Genomic DNA, 15,686 nt, shown 5'->3' with positions numbered 1-15,686 from the left:
ATCAGAAGGCCGCAGAACATAGTCTCAGTCGCGAATCATACGACGTAGCGTTTCATCCCGACGGATAAAGTGGTGGTAAAGCGCACCTAATATATGCAGAGCAATGAGAGCCATCAGTACTTTTGAAACAATACCGTGGGTCAAGCCTGCAATTTCATTGATCTGTTCATTTTCTGCGATCAGGGTGGGGATTTCCCAACCAAACATAGCCACGGGATAGCCTGCAGACTGACTCATCAGGATACCGCTCACAGGCATCAACAACATTGAAAGATAAAGCAAACCTTTCACCGCGCCAGCTACCATTTGTGTACTCTTCGGCACACCACTCACAGGTCTGACCGGATTAATAATCCGCAACGGAATACGCAAGAAAAAGAGAAGCAGCGCAAGAACACCCACTGACTTATGCAAGTCCATCAATTCAAACTTCTCTGGGCCATTGGCCATATTCTCAAGCAGTGTCCCCACGACCAGCAGGCCAATGATGATAATCGCCATCAACCAGTGAATCATTTTGGTTGCCGGACTGTAGTACTTTCCACCTTTACGCATTATTAATTCTTTCCTGTTTTTAATTTTGGCCAGCGAAGGGCCTTCTCTCATCAGCCGCTATCTTGTCACCGTCGTGAGTGGCTGACAATGTCATCAGGCTTACTTTCTTCAAGCTCACTCTGTATCAGATGATCGGATAAACCACCTGGTCATGATACCCAGTGATCACCGTCTGAGTTCCCGCCCAGCGACGGTCAAGTTCTACGTCACTACTATCAATTACGAGCGGTCGACCTTCGAGCCCGACCAGTTTTGTCTTTGTCGTTACAACGTAGAAGTGCTCTTTTCCCAGAGCAGTAAGGATACGTGGGCTGAATTGCTGATTTCCACGACCGAAAATATGGCCCTGCCCGCCCATGACACTGACTACCGCGTAGGCTTCCTCGTATTCCTGCAGTAGCGCCCAGATATCTGACTCGCTCAGATCACTGGCGATAACCTGTTCATCGACGACAGCATCAACACCTAACAAGGTAGACTTCAAGTGAAGCTCATCAAGAATGGCCTGGGTCGTTTTACCGGAGCCAAAAAGGTAAAGCACACCCGGCTCCATCTCTTCGATAACATGCGCAGCAATGTCGGCCAGCACCAGTTCTTCGGATTCGGTACCACCCTGTTTTACCGACTGCACAAAATGCCCGCTCTGAACGACGCGCATTTCACCGTATTGCCGAGCGCGAACCTGATCCTCGCGGAATGCATCTTCATCAAGGTCTCTGACCTCTGCTTCCCGGATATCGACCAGTTGCCCCTGCACCAGACGCTGCAATACCTCACCGCTCGCGCTCGGCGATATGCCATAAACACCAGAGTGAATTTTTACGCCAGCAGGAATACCCAGAACCGGCACGCGGTCACCAATCACACCACAGATATCCCGTGCAGTACCATCACCGCCTGCGAACACCAGAACGTCTGGCTTCGCTTCGGCAATGTGCTGAACCGCAGTGATGGTGTCGGCCGCAGTAGATGGCACTGCAGGCTCAAAATCGACGAGGTGATACCGGAAGTTCATTTCATCCAGCAATGCCTGTCCCATATCTCCCGGACAAGACAGAAACTGAATCTGGTCTGCATAGGGACGCAGCAATTCCAGGGCAACCCTGGCACGGTCAGGCGCCCTCTGAGTCGCACCACGACGGAATGCCTCTTTAACAATCTCGGGGCCATCGCTACCCTTAAGACCCACTGCCCCGCCAATCCCGGCAAAGGGGTTGATAATAAATCCCAGCGTCAACATGTCAGAACCAATCAGTCAGCTTGATGCCGATACCGAATCGCTCCTGATAACGATCGTAATCGATCAGGCTTTCGCCATAACCATTGAAATACTGAGCATAACCTTTGATCTTCTTAGTCAACGGGAAGCTGTAGCCCAGTTCAACTGCGCCGCGGTTTTCTGAAAAATCGAGATTATTCCGTACCATGATCGAGAACTGGTGCTTCTGCATCAACTTAACGTAGTGCAGCTCACCGTACCCCAGATAGTCATCCATATCTGGATTGTCGTTGTCTTTGGGGTCTGCAGGGTCAGCCTCTTTACCCTCCGGAATACGCCACCAGACCTTTGGACTGATCACACCACTCCCTACGATAAATGCCGTTTCTGCGATAATCCGGTTCCAGCTTCGTGACAAGGTGCTGGTCTGTCCATTGGACTGATGATTCAGTGACAAACGTACATAATCTACGATTTTATCTTTCAGCATCCAGCTAACCATCAATTCTGGTTCGTGGTTAGTCTCCCGGAAGGGCCGGGAGATATCACTGTTATATACTTGCCAGAATGAACGGTTGGTATAACCCAATTCAATGCGACTGAAGTTTCCGAGTACATCTTCCGCAATAATGTATTTGAGGCTTAATTGTACAATAGCCTCCAGATGGTCATAGCCCTCTTCAAGCGGAACGTTTTCATCAGCGTACTGGTTAATAGCACGCTCAAGTTCGTCGTTGCTGGGCCTGGCCTGCCAGGTCAGAGGCAGAAAGTAGTTGGGGCGATGAGGCAAAAGAACATAGGGGTTTTCAGAAGCCAGCATCTCAGTGCGAACTTTATCGATCAAGGTGGGTAAGTTTTTAGCCTCGTCGGGGAATTCATCTTCCGAGACAACCTGAACTTCCAAGGTCTCAGTTTTAATACCAGCAGGAATATCCTTACGAACGATTGGCTCCCTCTCCTGCTGAGCTGGAGTTGTTTCAGCAGAATAGACATTGATCGCACAAGCAGCAATGCACGCTACAAGAGCGCTTCTCAGAATCGTCATAACAGGAGCCTTCAGGTTGGTAATCTTCCAGCAGGCAAGATTACCACGAATCGCCTGAAGGCGCCTGATCAGGCCACGTGAGCAGCTTCGAGGAACGGTGTTCGCACAGCCTGAAATTCATTTTTGCAGTGCGGACAGGTTCGGGTATCACGCGAGAGTATCTTGTTGTGAAGGTGAAACAGCTGACTGTCTTTTTCCCAACAATAGGAGCAGTAAGGCTGACCAAATGGCCGACCATCGAGCGTTTTATAATAACCATCACCACGACGCTTCAGATTGCCACGATAGACAATCGCCTCATGCATCCGAATCAATTCAGCGTCTTTTTCTTCGATCACATCCTGAAGCAGGGACAGCTCCATTTTCGCTTCTGATACCGACGCAGTCAGATCGGCCAGCAAACGCTTAAGATCGCTTTTATCCAACAGATAGCCCGACTGGCGGATAGCCCTGGCTACATCTTTCGCCCCTTCAAGGGTATCCATCACTGCTTCTACAGTACCGTGCACTGGCATAGTCAATCTCCCGACAATTTCCGCTAGAAAAGCGTCGCTTTTTCGACACTTCTTACATTACGGAATTTATGCAGCAGTTTTAATGCCAGTGTGGGTAAATCTCTGGTACGTGTTACTCACTGCCAGAGACTACTTTTCACTTACTTCTCGACGAATGCACGCTCGATAACGTAATGACCAGCGTGCCCGCCGCGGGCTTCTTTAAAGCCCAGCTCGTCGAGCATGTCTGTCAGCTCATCCAGCATCGCCGGGCTGCCGCAAAGCATAAAGCGGTCGTTCTCCGGATCAATATTCTCCAGACCAATATCTGCGGCCAGCTTACCGCTACGGATAAGGTCCGTCAGGCGCCCGGTATTGCGGTACTCTTCCCGGGTCACGGTCGGGTAGTAAATTAACTTATCCCGCACAATGTCCCCGAAGTACTCGTTGTTTGGCAGTTCGTTTTCAATACGGTCCTGATAAGCCAGCTCAGAGACATACCGAACACCGTGAGTGAGGATGACCTTGTCGTATTGCTCATAGACATCGAGATCTTTAATGATGCTCATAAACGGCGCCAGCCCCGTTCCTGTGCTCAACAGATAAAGGTTCTTACCCGGCAGAAGGTTATCTGTAATCAGCGTACCCACTGGCTTGGTTCCCACCAGGATCTCATCGCCAACAGACAATTTCTGCAGGTGCTTGGTCAGAGGGCCGTCTTGCACCTTAATTGAGAAAAACTCCATCTCTTCTTCGTAGTTCGCACTGGCAATACTATAGGCGCGTAACAACGGCTTATCCTCTACTTCCAGCCCTATCATAGTGAAATGACCATTCTTAAAACGCAGGCCCTGGTTGCGGGTAGTAGTGAAGCTGAACAGAGTGTCATTCCAGTGGTGTACGCTGGTAACTGTCTCACGAATCAGGTTGCTCATATTGGCGACTCCGTTGTTTCAGAATGATGTTGAGCTGGTTGCTCAAAGAATGAGCACAGGTTACGCCCACTATCAAATTCGATAAAACAACTTATTTTGATATAATCAATCGATTTTACCGATCACAGTATTCCGGGACGCAAACCAATGAGATATACACTGCGGCAACTCGAGGTCTTCCTCGCGATCGCACAAGCTGGCAACCTGACCCGCGCAGCGAGTGAACTGAACATGTCCCAGAGTGCGGCGAGCAGCGCTCTGAAAGATCTGGAAACCCAATTCGACGTGCTCTTATTCGACCGGGTTGGTAAACGCCTGCAGTTGAGCGATCGAGGTAAGCAGTTACGCCCTGCTGCCGAGAGACTGATGGGGATGGCCGATGATCTGGAGCAGAGTTTGCTCAATAACGCAGACGCTGGCCCGCTGAACATTGGCGCAACCTTATCCATCGGAAATTATCTCGCAGTGCAGATGGTCGCTGAGTATATGAGCCTGCATCCAGATGCTCCGATCACGCTGGACGTTGAGAACACTGAACACATCGCCGAGCGCGTTCTGAATTTTGAACTGGACGTAGGCATGATCGAAGGCGAATTCCAGCACCCTCACCTGGATATTAAGCCCTGGCGCAGTGACGAACTGACGGTGTTCTGCAGCCCGGAGCATGAATTAGCGAACTCTGATAAGGTCACCGATCAGCAACTGATGGCGGCCTCCTGGATTCTTCGTGAGAACGGCTCGGGCACACGACAGGCATTTAACCGCGCAATGCGTGGCCTGCTCCCGGAGATGAATATCGCACTGGAGTTGCAGCATACAGAGGCAATTAAACGCGCGGTTCAGGAAAACCTCGGAGTGGGTTGCCTGTCATTAATGACACTTGAGGATGAACTCCAGAGTGGGCGATTAGTACGTATACATACACCGGAGCGCGACCTTCACCGACGCCTGTATCTGATACTGCACAAGCAGAAATACCAGAGTGCAGGTATTCAGGCCTGGATGGATCTTTGCCAGAAATGGTCGTCATAAGACACTCTGACTTACCTGAGGTTGTGGTAACCTTCGTAAACGCTCTCCAGCTGTAGAATCCGATGCTGTTTTATCTTGTCGATGATCATCAGATGTTTGCTGAAGCCCTGAAAAATATTATCGAGGGTTTTGGCCACAACTGTACCGTCCGCGTCTTCCCTGACGCCCGCCCTGCTCTCGAACAACTGAAATCTGAAAAGCCTGACCTGATTATTCTCGACCTCGAAATGGAAGGTATGGGGGGCACAGACATGCTGAAAATACTTTCTCAGCATGGCCTTGAGATACCTGTACTGGTCTGCTCTGGTAATCTCACGCCACACAATATGGCAGAGATTAAAGCGGCTGGCGCGCGCGGCTTTTTACGAAAGTCCGAGAGCATAACTGAAGTAAAGGAAGCCATTATCGCCGTCGTTGAAGGGGGCTACTACCCGGCGGAGTTCCGTGATGCGCCAACCGGTAATAAGACAACTCACGAAAACCCGCTATCGCCACGGCAGCAAGCCATTCTTATGTTAATGAAGTCAGGCATGAGCAATAGCGAAATTGCTGACATGTTATTTCTGAGCCCGAACACGATCAAAACCCATGTCCGTCTTATGTACGACACTCTCAATGTAAGCAGCCGGATTGAGTGCCTCAACAAAGCAAGGTCACTCGGGCTCTGAGCTCAGGCCGTTATGCACCTGTCATTATTCTTAAGAGATCTCTAACTGCGTGATAGCAGTCGTAATTTCCGCGTTGCTTACGGGTTTGAACAGTACTGGGTATCCACTGGATTTAAGTGCCTGAATTCTTTCGGGAGATGTATTACCAGTCATAATGATCGCCGGGACAGGCCTGCCCAAATGAGAATTAACTTCTTCGATGATATCACCGGATGCAAGATTACCCGGCAGCCTGTCATCTGAGAGTACCAGCTGGGGAACAAAGCGCCCCGACCTGAGGATCTGCTTAAGCTGTTGCATGCTATGAGCAACTTCAACGTCATGACCAGCGGCTACGAGAATCATCGACAAAGAATCAGTAATCTGAGGCTCATCATCGATTACCAGAATACGCAGAGAAGCCTGCTTTCTGGGTACGCTATCGTCCGTTGTATCCGCACCGCTTTCAAAAGCACGCGGTAAATAGAACCGAAAAGACGTGCCCTGCCCTACGTCAGATTCGAACTCGAAAGGTATCGCATGCAGCTCGCATAAGCGCTTAACAATCGGCAGCCCAAGTCCCATGCCGGCATTTCCGGTAACCGTCTCCGGGCCAGAATCCAGCTGCACAAACTCTTCAAATACAATGGCCTGTTTAGCCTTTGGAATTCCCTGCCCAGTATCTTTTACTGTCAGGCAGACAGTGCCCCCTGAAGCATGCGCCGACACGGTTACCTCTCCATGGTCCGTATACCTGACGGCATTACCAATCACATTATCGAGGATTTCAATCAGAATGCTTTTGTCTGCAGAAACAATGCATTGTTCGCCCTGAACACGCAATTGAATTCCCTTTTCTATCGCATGTACCGAGTGAACGGCGGATATTTCATTTAATACTTTCTGAACACGCACCGTCTGGCGATTTACTTCCAGTACGCCAGCATCCAGCTTAGATATATCCAGCAGTCTGTCCAAAAGGTGACTGGCAGAGGATAAGCTTCTTACCAGCTTTTCAGACGTTTCCTGATTTCGCATATCAGGGTTCGAAAGCATTGCTTCTGCGTACAGGCGAGCCGCCTGCACAGGTTGACGAAGGTCGTGGCTGGCGACAGCAATAAAGCGTGTTTTCGCAGCTGTCCGCTCATCCGCTAATTCCTGCGCGTTACGGTGCTCGAGACGGAGAATGATCGACTCCATATGAGTTCGATGAATCACGATACTGAACAGCACCAACATCATCCAGGTAAGTGGTGCGATAATCAGGGGCAGTATTTCACCACCAAAATCTACTGACAGAAGGTGCCAGCTGAAGCTGAAAAAAACAGGCGTAAGAAACGTAATATAAATATCGGGATAACACCCCATAGTGACTGATGGCATGGAGGAAGCAACCACCACCAGCAACAACAGCGAAAGTATCTGAATCTGACTGGCGTCAGGAAAAAACAGAAAAGGCGTCAGAGCCCAGAAAATGCCCCATATCACCGATAGATAGAGGTTGACCCAATGCCAGGTACGGACGTAACTTAAAGAACGATTTTCATGGTCTGAGCGATAATGCCAACGTATCAGTACCCAGGAGTTGATAGCAACAAAAAGAATACCAGAGAACCAGGTGAGGAGCGCATTAGCTGTCGCCGATGAATAAAACATCAAGCCAACAATACAGGCCACAATGACCGACCCAACCATCCGGGAACCGACTTCCGCCATAAAAAGGTTGTGCCTTTCCCACTGCAGGTCTTCCGCCAACGGGTGTTCACTTATAGGAGGGAGAAACTCATTTTTAAGTTTCTTTAGAAGTCCTGCCAACGCGATTACTCCTTAACATCACTTTGCTTCTGACACCCGAAGAGGCCTACATGATTCTATTACCGGATTATACCCCTGATCATTGTTCAGACACTGGCACTGGGCGATCTGCCTTACCTTCAGCTTCCAAATGCTCTAACGAGTATACCTTTAAGCACGAATCAATAGTAAACGACTACTCTGGTGACTACTTCACCTAAACAGGTGAAATATGAAACTTAAGATTCATAGCTTGACCTCTATCAAAGGACAAAAAAGCCCCCTGAAAAGAGGGCTAAAAGAGTGTGGTAAGAATGAGTAATGTCAGTGATTATTTCACTTCGACTTCAGCACCAGCGCCTTCGAGTTCCGCCTTAATCTGCTCGGCTTCTTCTTTACTTGCTTTGTAAGAAGAGGCAGCAGGAGACACTGCTCTCACTGGAGACTCTTCCGGAGTTTCCTCGACTACGTCAGACTGCGGTACTGTTGGTGCCGTAAACTCAATGAGCTTGCCTTCGTCAGTAGAGTCGTGGCACCACACCGTTGTGCCGTTTACAGCCAGCTGATCAACGCATCGGGTGAAATCACCACCGCTCAGCAATACGTACTCACCTCCATTGAAGTCCGCACCGGCGAGACCGGCATCTGCTGAAACAGCAAGTAAGCTTTCGCCGCTGTATACCAGGTCCAGGATAACTACCCCATTTTCAGTATCAGATGTAAATGGATTACCATCATTATTCAGTTCAATGCCTGCCGATTCCAGCGCACTCAAAAGATAGGTGTTGTCCTCAACAGTCATGGCAACCAGGAAATCATCTTCAGGATCTTCTTCAACTGCCGTCACAATAATACCAGCGTCAGCATCCAACACAGTAAAGTCACTTTCAGTTACTTCATTGTTCTCATAATCGTAAATCAGGCTGGCTTTAAAAACTGCGACTTCACCAGTGCTATCCTTACCAGTAATAAAGAAATCAATCTCATAGGCTGGCGTTTCCTCGTCACTCAGGTCAGATGCCGATAGACCGCCGAGCGAATGGCAGTCAACCAGGAAGAAGTTACTCTTGGTCTCATCGTTAATATCCAGCGATGCGCTGATGTCTGTACCGGCCAGATAGATCTCCAGGCTTGCTGGAGTCTGAGTTTCTTCTTCAATGGCAACCAATTGAGCGCTGGCTCCACCGCCCTCGCCACCATCAATGGCTTCTCCGCCTTCAATTGCGCTGGCCTCATCGTATCCGCAAGTCGCAATCAGAACAGTGTCGATTTCTTCGCCTTCGACAGTACCAGACACAGGCAACGCCAGAACATCACGGTAGTAGTCTTTTTCGAGTGCTACGCCCTCAACTGCTACAAATTCTTTTGTTGCTGCAGGCGCTACCATCAAGGTGTGGGAGATGCTGTCGTCAGAGCCGGTCGAACGCTTAAGCGCAACCATGTCACCGTTTGTCGCATTCTGAGGGTAAGTAAGGCCAACCAGCTCATCCGCACCTAAAGACCATGCTGTATCGGTATACACCGCAAGAGGATCAGGCGTAACGATGTCGTCACCGGTTTCATCATCACTGGAAGATGACGAACCGCCACCACAGCCAACCAGAGTCATAGAAGTCGCGGCAAGTACCGCCAGTGTTAATTTATTCAGTTCCATTCTGCTCTCCCGAACGTTAATTTTTGTCAACGAAAGAAGTAGACCAGAAGGGTATTCGGGCTTTCTTCACCCGTTTGGGTGAAAAGAGTTTGGGAAGGCTGCTGATAACGGCCATTCAGGCCTTATTTACCTTTTACTGACCGTCAGGTCAGCTTACTGAAAGCGACAACCACCACGCAACTAACAAGCGCACAGCCAGCAAACTAAGAAACCAGCGGTACAGCAGTCTGAAACGCGCTTCGGGCAGTTTGCCGAGCAGTTTAAGCCCTGACTTTGTCCCCAGATAACCTAAAACAATCATGCCCGCCATAACCGGAATCCAGGCAGAGAACGCGAAGCCGATAGCGCCGAATACGATGATTTTAAGCAGATGCTGAATGCTCATCGCGGTGGAGAAAAGCGCAGTGTAATGCCACTTATTGTGAGCATCTTTGCTCAGCCAGGCCGAGACAAGTGGGCCCGAGGCACCGACCAGAAAACTCGCCAATGTCGTAATAAAGCCCCCGACCGCTAAACCGACACGAGTGCGCCCGAGGCCAATTTTTGGCATCGGTAGCCAGGTAATCCAGAGAACAAACAAAGCGATAAACAGAGGAATCAATTGGGCATCGAGGCGCCCGACCAGCCAGACACCACCGGCGACAGCGATAATGGCGCCCGCGACAAACCAGAACAGACGTGGGCGATCAAGGTACTGGCGGGAAAGGAACGCGCGCGACGCATTTGATCCCAGTTGCACCACACCGTGCACTGGCACCAGAGCTATGGGCGGCACGATGCTTGCCATCACGGTAATCAGAAAGGCGCCCCCACCCACTCCCAAAGCCGCCGTTATAAAGGAGCCAAGGAATGACGCAGCAAAAAGTATCAGGGCCTCTGTCAGGGTCAGGCCGTCAGGTATCAGTTCGAGCATGTACCCTCACAGAGTTCACTTGAGACAGAAGTCAGTACCCTTCTGGTTTAACAAAACCGCGGAATGATTTCTCTAACAGAGACGCAAATTTAATCGTCGTTTTATCATGATATTTGCGGCCAAGGATCTGCACGTTCACCGGCAGGCCGTTCTTTGTTGAGCCCACAGGTGCGCTGGTTGCGGGTAACCCCATTAATGTTGCCGGAGCAATCCACATAAAGATATCCGTGTAAGGGCCAGGCATACCGTTTACGTGGAGTTTGCGCTTGTGCATTGCAGGCTTTGGTTGATGCTTGAACGCAGGCACATGAACCACAGGAGTCAGTATCACATCGTACTGATCAAATAACTTATCGGCTTTCTGCGCAATTCGCAGACGCGTCTCGTGCTGTTGCAGCCAGTCAGCATGAACCTGTGTCATCCCTTTCAGCAGTTTATCGATATGAGCACTGAGTTTAAGCTTCGCACCGAACTTGCCGGCGAGCTTACCAATCACCGCCGTCACCCGGCGTTGAGCAGGCTTCAGGGTTCCACTGAGCACCGAACCGAGCAGGTTCATATAGGTCGGGACAAAGGTCTCCAGCGACATCCCTTCTGGCGCTCCTGTGGTAACGTCTACACCTTGAGACTTCAGGTGTGCAGCCAACGCTGTGTAGGCCGCCTGCAACTCATCATCAATCGGGCTCAATGAATCCTGAGTCCATAACAGCACCTTATAGCCACTCAGGTCTTTCTCAGGCGCCTCGGGCAGTGTCAGTGACCATGAATTACCCATTAATGGACCAGGTGCTGCCAGAATATCGAGCATGACATCCAGGTCATCAGCATGACGCGTCATCGGCCCTGGGGTCGACAGGTCTGGTTCAAGAAGCATCCCTGGTGGGCCAGGAATATGACCGCGGCTGGCGATGATGCCATGTGTTGGCTTGTGACCGTAGGTTCCACAGAAATGCGATGGTGTGCGGATAGAGCCCGCAAGATCAGACCCCAGTTCAATCGGGGTAAGTCCTGCAGCAAGCGCAGCCGCTGCACCGCCGGATGAGCCGCCCGGTGTGCGACTGGTGTCATGGGGGTTGTTTGTGGTGCCGTAGACCTTGTTGAAGCTCTGCAGATCACCTGCAAACAAAGGCACATTGGTTTTACCGAAAGGAATGGCACCGGCGTCGACAAGGCGCTGTACGGTAAACGCATTTTCCGCTGGTATATGTTTGGCTAGAGAGCGGGAACCCGCAGTACAAGGCATACCGACAACTTCGAAGGTATCTTTGATCGTCATTGGGATACCATGCAAAGGGCCCCATGACTCGCCTTTTGCTCTCGCTTCATCGGCAGCATCGGCACGAGATAATGCATCATCAAAGTTCGTTGCCACGACGGCGTTCAGTGCTGGGTTCAGCTTTTCAATGCGATCACGGAAGTATTCTACCAACCCTCGGCTGGTAACCTCTCCAGCAGCCAGCGCTGCCTGAAGTTCTGCGATGCCGCAGAAAGCCCACTCTTTAGACACAGTCATCCCCTATATTATTGTTAGCGGTATTATTTTTAGCGACTTCTATTACTAGCAACTTCTGGTTTTGAATCAGGAAAGCGTCTCAGGTTACCGGACACAATCATGACTGCCAATGTGCAAATGTGCCGTGCATCAGTGAGGATTGACCTGGTTTGTGAACCGGCATACCCTCAGTTGAAAGGATGCAGAAGTCTGGTGAGTGGGGTCTATGAGACGGAAGTTGTCGCAACACCTAGTCAAATGCACGGTTACCGTGCTGATATGGATGTTTTGTTTTGTCGTTCATGCTGAAGAATCAGCCCCCGAGAATCTGAATTGGGTAAAAAACGACGCGCCCCCTTTCTACATCATCAGATCAGATGGCCAGCAAGGCTTTGGTGATCAATTGCAAACTCAGATTGAAGGTGCTTTGGATCATTACCGACATGACACTCTTCATGTGCCGCTGAGTCGGTTGTCATCGAGCTGGAAGCCTTACGATCCACTATGCTTCGCGACCATGATCCATGAGGCACCACTGAGCGATGACTACCTGCTCTCAGTGCCCAATGCCATGTACCTCCCCCACGGTATCATCACCACCAACGCATTCGCTGAGAGCTTAACCGTTCATGAAGATGGCAGCGTATCGCTGGAATCGATAATCAGCGAGCAGAAGACCAGTATGGGGCACATCAGCGGCCGTACTTACGGAGAAAAGCTCGACAGGATGCTGCGGCGCTACCGACACAATATTGAAATTAATGCTCGCGCGGGATCTACAGAAACCCGTGGAATTCTCACTATGCTGAATGAGGGCCGCTTTGATTTCATCATCGATTACGAGTTTGTTCTTAATCACCATGTAGACTCGGCTGAACAAGCAGGGCAGCTCCGCTTCTTACCTATCAGTGAAACCCGCGGCAATTTTATTCTGGGCGCGGTAGGTTGCACGAATTCTGAACAGGGTAAAAAAGCCATTCAGGCCATAAATAAAGCCCTGCCAGATATCGTCAATAGCCGCTCATACCGCCGAGCCGTCGCGGCCTGGTTGGTTCCGGTTGGCGACGAAGCCTATTACTGGAATAAATTCGACGATGTTCTGAGAGAATACCTGGGCTTTCCGACCCAACCTAAAAAGACGGCTCGCCTGCCCTTCGCTACATCAGAATAAATACCTACCAACGAAGAAACTGCCGGCGCTAGAGCACACGGCAGTTTGCTTTGCCCGGATAGAATCCGGTCAGGATACGGCAGAGAAGACCTTACTGAAGCTCGACTGTTCCTGAATATTCACCGGCAACCTCAGCTTACGAGAAATATCGCTGGCCGAAAAAACACCCCGAATCTGATGTGTATCCTCATCAATCACCAGGCAGTGTTGCTGATAATTGTCCTGCAGAAAGTCAATCACGTCACCGATCGTTGATGAACTGACCTCATGAATATTCAGCGCCAGCAGATCCTGTTTTCTGGTCATCAGATCACTGACCTGCACTTCATCACGGGGAACGCCTGAAGCCGCAGCTTCAGCAATAATATTTTGCTCCGACAGATCGACTGCTGAGACCACACCCACAAAATGCCCGGTGGCATCAACCACAATCTTCAACCTGACGTGTGTCCGGATCATCAGGCTACGAGCTTCAGGTGCAGAAACATGTCCCTCAATAACCATAGGCTCAATCTCCCGGAAATCAGTAAAGAAATCCATCGCCGGGCTAAGCAGAGTTTTCTCTTTAAAATCTGCAGGCTGAACCAACTCATCAATTTTCTGGACAGGATATAGGGTCAATTTTTTCATAATACGATCTCCTGGCACCGCAACTTATCGTGCCGTACTGATTCTTGAATATTTGATTGAATAGTCTGAAGAATCAGAGCGAAGGAGGAGCCCGTATGAAGGAATACTGGCCAAGAGAATGAACCGCCGCAGAGACACCATAAGGAACGTCCTGTGAAGGCAGGATAACACCCGATAGCTTGCGGCTTGAAAGTGAGGACTTTTCGTCGTCATCTGCGCCGTTATCACATGCGCTCAGCAGCGCTTCAGCGAGGTTTTCTACAACCAGGGCAGCAGAGCCGGCATCCGCTATGCCGGAGTTCTTAGCACCATCTATGGAAGGTAGAGCGGAAACGGGAAGAGAGATATTCAGAAGTAGCAGCAACGCTGGTACTAGCGAAAAGTGCATACAACCTCCTAAATACTCAAAAGACTGATTCCAATATATGCCTGAGATCTGGTTTGTACCAGTAAGTTTCCGTCAACGAATAGAAAGGAATCTACCCATGACGGCATCAACCACTCCCAGCGAATTCCCTGTATGTCTTGCCATACAGCCACCCACAGCCGGATCTGAAGATACCCGATGGGGTCCAGCAGCACATCGACGATGGGAGACTGGTCGTTTTTGAGCAGGCAAACAGCGAACCTCTGCTCAACGATATCTATATTTCATCGTTAAAGTCAGATCAACGTCCGTACCGGGTTGAACTGGTGATTTCATGGTTTATGAATATGGTCGCGGATCACTGATTGACAGACACAAAAAAGGCGCTCAATGAGCGCCTCTCTTTTCCGGACGTTTCTTACTGCAAAAAGCTTACAGCAGGTCGCGACCTTTCTTAGCAGCCGTGCGCAGGCGCAAAGCGTTCAGCTTAATAAAGCCTTCCGCGTCTTTCTGATCGTACGCACCTGCATCGTCTTCGAAGGTAGCGATCGCTTCGTCAAACAGTGAGTCTTCAGACTTACGGCCAACCACAATCACATTGCCTTTATACAGCTTCAGGCGAACTTCACCATTTACAACGGACTGAGTCTCATCGATGGCAGCCTGCAGCATCTTACGCTCTGGCGACCACCAGTAACCGTTGTAGATTAACTCAGCGTACTTAGGCATCAGAGAATCTTTCAGGTGAGCCGCTTCACGGTCCAGAGTGATAGATTCGATCGCACGGTGTGCTTTCAGCAAAACAGTACCTGCCGGAGTCTCGTAACAACCACGAGCTTTCATACCGACATAGCGGTTTTCAACGATGTCGACACGGCCAATACCGTTAGCGCCTGCCAGCTTGTTCAGCTCTTCCATGATGGTCGCAGGAGACTTGTCGACACCATCGATAGCCACCGGGTCACCGTTCTTGAAAGTGATGTTCAGGTATGTTGCTTCGTCTGGCGCATTCTCAGGCGAGACAGACCACAGCCACATGTCTTCTTCTGGCTCTGCCCATGGATCTTCGATCAGATCACCTTCGTAAGAAATGTGTAGCAGGTTGGCATCCATAGAGTATGGAGACTTCTTACCTTTCTTCTTCTCTACGTGGATGTTGTGCTCATCACAGTAAGCCATCAGCTTTTCACGGGAGTTCAGATCCCACTCACGCCATGGCGCGATCACTTTAACGCCTGGCTTCAGTGCGTAGGCACCCAGCTCGAAACGTACCTGGTCATTACCTTTACCGGTCGCACCGTGAGCAATCGCGTCAGCACCTGTTTCGTTCGCGATCTCGATCAGACGCTTAGAAATCAGAGGACGTGCAATAGAAGTACCCAGCAGGTATTCACCTTCATAGATGGTGTTAGCGCGGAACATCGGGAAAACGAAGTCGCGGGCAAACTCTTCACGCAGGTCGTCGATGTAGATTTCTTTGATGCCCAGAGCTTCGGCTTTCGCACGAGCTGGTTCTACTTCTTCACCCTGACCCAGGTCAGCGGTAAAAGTAACGACTTCACAGTTGTATTCCGTTTGCAGCCACTTAGCGATTACGGAGGTATCGAGACCACCGGAATACGCCAGTACGACTTTCTTGATGTCTGACATGCGCTTCTCCAGAGATAAACGACGCTTCTACCTGTCTGCCCGTACTTTGGTACAGGGTGGTGACAGCGCCGGGGCAAAAATTCAAGGG

16 protein-coding genes are annotated in these 15,686 nt (G+C 50.2%); 4 read left to right on the top strand and 12 right to left on the bottom strand.

Annotated elements, in window-relative coordinates:
* Positions 1-24: 24 nt before the first annotated feature.
* From B3007_RS10945 to B3007_RS10925, 5 genes are all read right to left on the bottom strand, one after another.
* Entirely contained in the window at positions 25-555 is a 531-nt protein-coding gene (locus B3007_RS10945; protein ID WP_297532247.1) for a cytochrome b, read from the bottom strand.
* A 124-nt stretch (positions 556-679) separates the two neighbouring features.
* A complete protein-coding gene (locus B3007_RS10940) occupies positions 680-1,795 on the bottom strand; it encodes an ATP-NAD kinase family protein (protein WP_068441295.1) in 1,116 nt (371 codons plus the stop codon).
* Position 1,796: 1 nt separating this feature from the next.
* Complete coding sequence (locus tag B3007_RS10935) at positions 1,797-2,819, bottom strand: phospholipase A (protein ID WP_068441298.1); 1,023 nt, start codon at positions 2,817-2,819, stop codon at positions 1,797-1,799.
* Positions 2,820-2,887: 68 nt separating this feature from the next.
* Positions 2,888-3,334, bottom strand: coding sequence for a hypothetical protein (locus B3007_RS10930; RefSeq protein ID WP_068441300.1), 447 nt, complete (start codon positions 3,332-3,334; stop codon positions 2,888-2,890).
* 140 nt (positions 3,335-3,474) lie between these two features.
* The gene (locus B3007_RS10925) at positions 3,475-4,248 is read right to left on the bottom strand and encodes a ferredoxin--NADP reductase (RefSeq protein ID WP_068441303.1); all 774 of its coding nucleotides are present in this window, start codon (positions 4,246-4,248) and stop codon (positions 3,475-3,477) included.
* Positions 4,249-4,395: 147 nt separating this feature from the next.
* On the opposite strand from B3007_RS10925, the gene B3007_RS10920 reads away from it, so the two are divergent.
* Together B3007_RS10920 and B3007_RS10915 are read left to right on the top strand one after the other, a co-directional pair.
* Positions 4,396-5,280, top strand: coding sequence for a LysR family transcriptional regulator (locus tag B3007_RS10920; protein WP_068441306.1), 885 nt, complete (start codon positions 4,396-4,398; stop codon positions 5,278-5,280).
* Positions 5,281-5,342: 62 nt separating this feature from the next.
* Entirely contained in the window at positions 5,343-5,948 is a 606-nt protein-coding gene (locus B3007_RS10915) for a response regulator transcription factor (RefSeq protein ID WP_068440355.1), read from the top strand.
* Between the two features lie 30 nt (positions 5,949-5,978).
* Here B3007_RS10915 and B3007_RS10910 read toward each other — a convergent pair whose 3' ends face one another.
* From B3007_RS10910 to B3007_RS10895, 4 genes are all read right to left on the bottom strand, one after another.
* Positions 5,979-7,643 carry an ATP-binding response regulator gene (locus B3007_RS10910; RefSeq protein ID WP_301377565.1) on the bottom strand — a complete coding sequence of 555 codons (1,665 nt, stop codon included), beginning with the start codon at positions 7,641-7,643 and terminating at the stop codon, positions 5,979-5,981.
* A 409-nt stretch (positions 7,644-8,052) separates the two neighbouring features.
* Positions 8,053-9,375: a hypothetical protein gene (locus tag B3007_RS10905; protein WP_301377567.1), complete on the bottom strand. Its 1,323-nt coding sequence runs from the start codon at positions 9,373-9,375 to the stop codon at positions 8,053-8,055.
* A gap of 148 nt (positions 9,376-9,523) precedes the next feature.
* The gene (locus B3007_RS10900; RefSeq protein WP_301377568.1) at positions 9,524-10,288 is read right to left on the bottom strand and encodes a sulfite exporter TauE/SafE family protein; all 765 of its coding nucleotides are present in this window, start codon (positions 10,286-10,288) and stop codon (positions 9,524-9,526) included.
* A 31-nt stretch (positions 10,289-10,319) separates the two neighbouring features.
* Positions 10,320-11,795, bottom strand: coding sequence for an amidase (locus B3007_RS10895; protein WP_301377570.1), 1,476 nt, complete (start codon positions 11,793-11,795; stop codon positions 10,320-10,322).
* 211 nt (positions 11,796-12,006) lie between these two features.
* On the opposite strand from B3007_RS10895, the gene B3007_RS10890 reads away from it, so the two are divergent.
* Positions 12,007-12,951, top strand: coding sequence for a hypothetical protein (locus tag B3007_RS10890; RefSeq protein ID WP_301392227.1), 945 nt, complete (start codon positions 12,007-12,009; stop codon positions 12,949-12,951).
* 69 nt (positions 12,952-13,020) lie between these two features.
* Here the strand turns inward: B3007_RS10890 and B3007_RS10885 are convergent, their stop codons facing one another.
* Both B3007_RS10885 and B3007_RS10880 read right to left on the bottom strand, forming a co-directional pair.
* Entirely contained in the window at positions 13,021-13,581 is a 561-nt protein-coding gene (locus tag B3007_RS10885; RefSeq protein ID WP_301377573.1) for a CBS domain-containing protein, read from the bottom strand.
* Between the two features lie 73 nt (positions 13,582-13,654).
* Positions 13,655-13,969 carry a hypothetical protein gene (locus tag B3007_RS10880; RefSeq protein WP_301377575.1) on the bottom strand — a complete coding sequence of 105 codons (315 nt, stop codon included), beginning with the start codon at positions 13,967-13,969 and terminating at the stop codon, positions 13,655-13,657.
* A 137-nt stretch (positions 13,970-14,106) separates the two neighbouring features.
* On the opposite strand from B3007_RS10880, the gene B3007_RS10875 reads away from it, so the two are divergent.
* Positions 14,107-14,313, top strand: a complete 207-nt coding sequence (locus B3007_RS10875) for a hypothetical protein (protein ID WP_301377576.1) — start codon at positions 14,107-14,109, stop codon at positions 14,311-14,313.
* A gap of 67 nt (positions 14,314-14,380) precedes the next feature.
* Here the strand turns inward: B3007_RS10875 and B3007_RS10870 are convergent, their stop codons facing one another.
* Complete coding sequence (locus tag B3007_RS10870; RefSeq protein ID WP_301377621.1) at positions 14,381-15,610, bottom strand: argininosuccinate synthase; 1,230 nt, start codon at positions 15,608-15,610, stop codon at positions 14,381-14,383.
* Between the last annotated feature and the right edge of the window lie 76 nt (positions 15,611-15,686).

This window comes from Thalassolituus sp. UBA675, assembly GCF_002297765.1.
GTDB lineage: Bacteria > Pseudomonadota > Gammaproteobacteria > Pseudomonadales > Oceanobacteraceae > Thalassolituus.
Note: the sequence above shows the minus strand (reverse complement) of the source record. Positions and strands in the feature narration are given on the sequence as shown.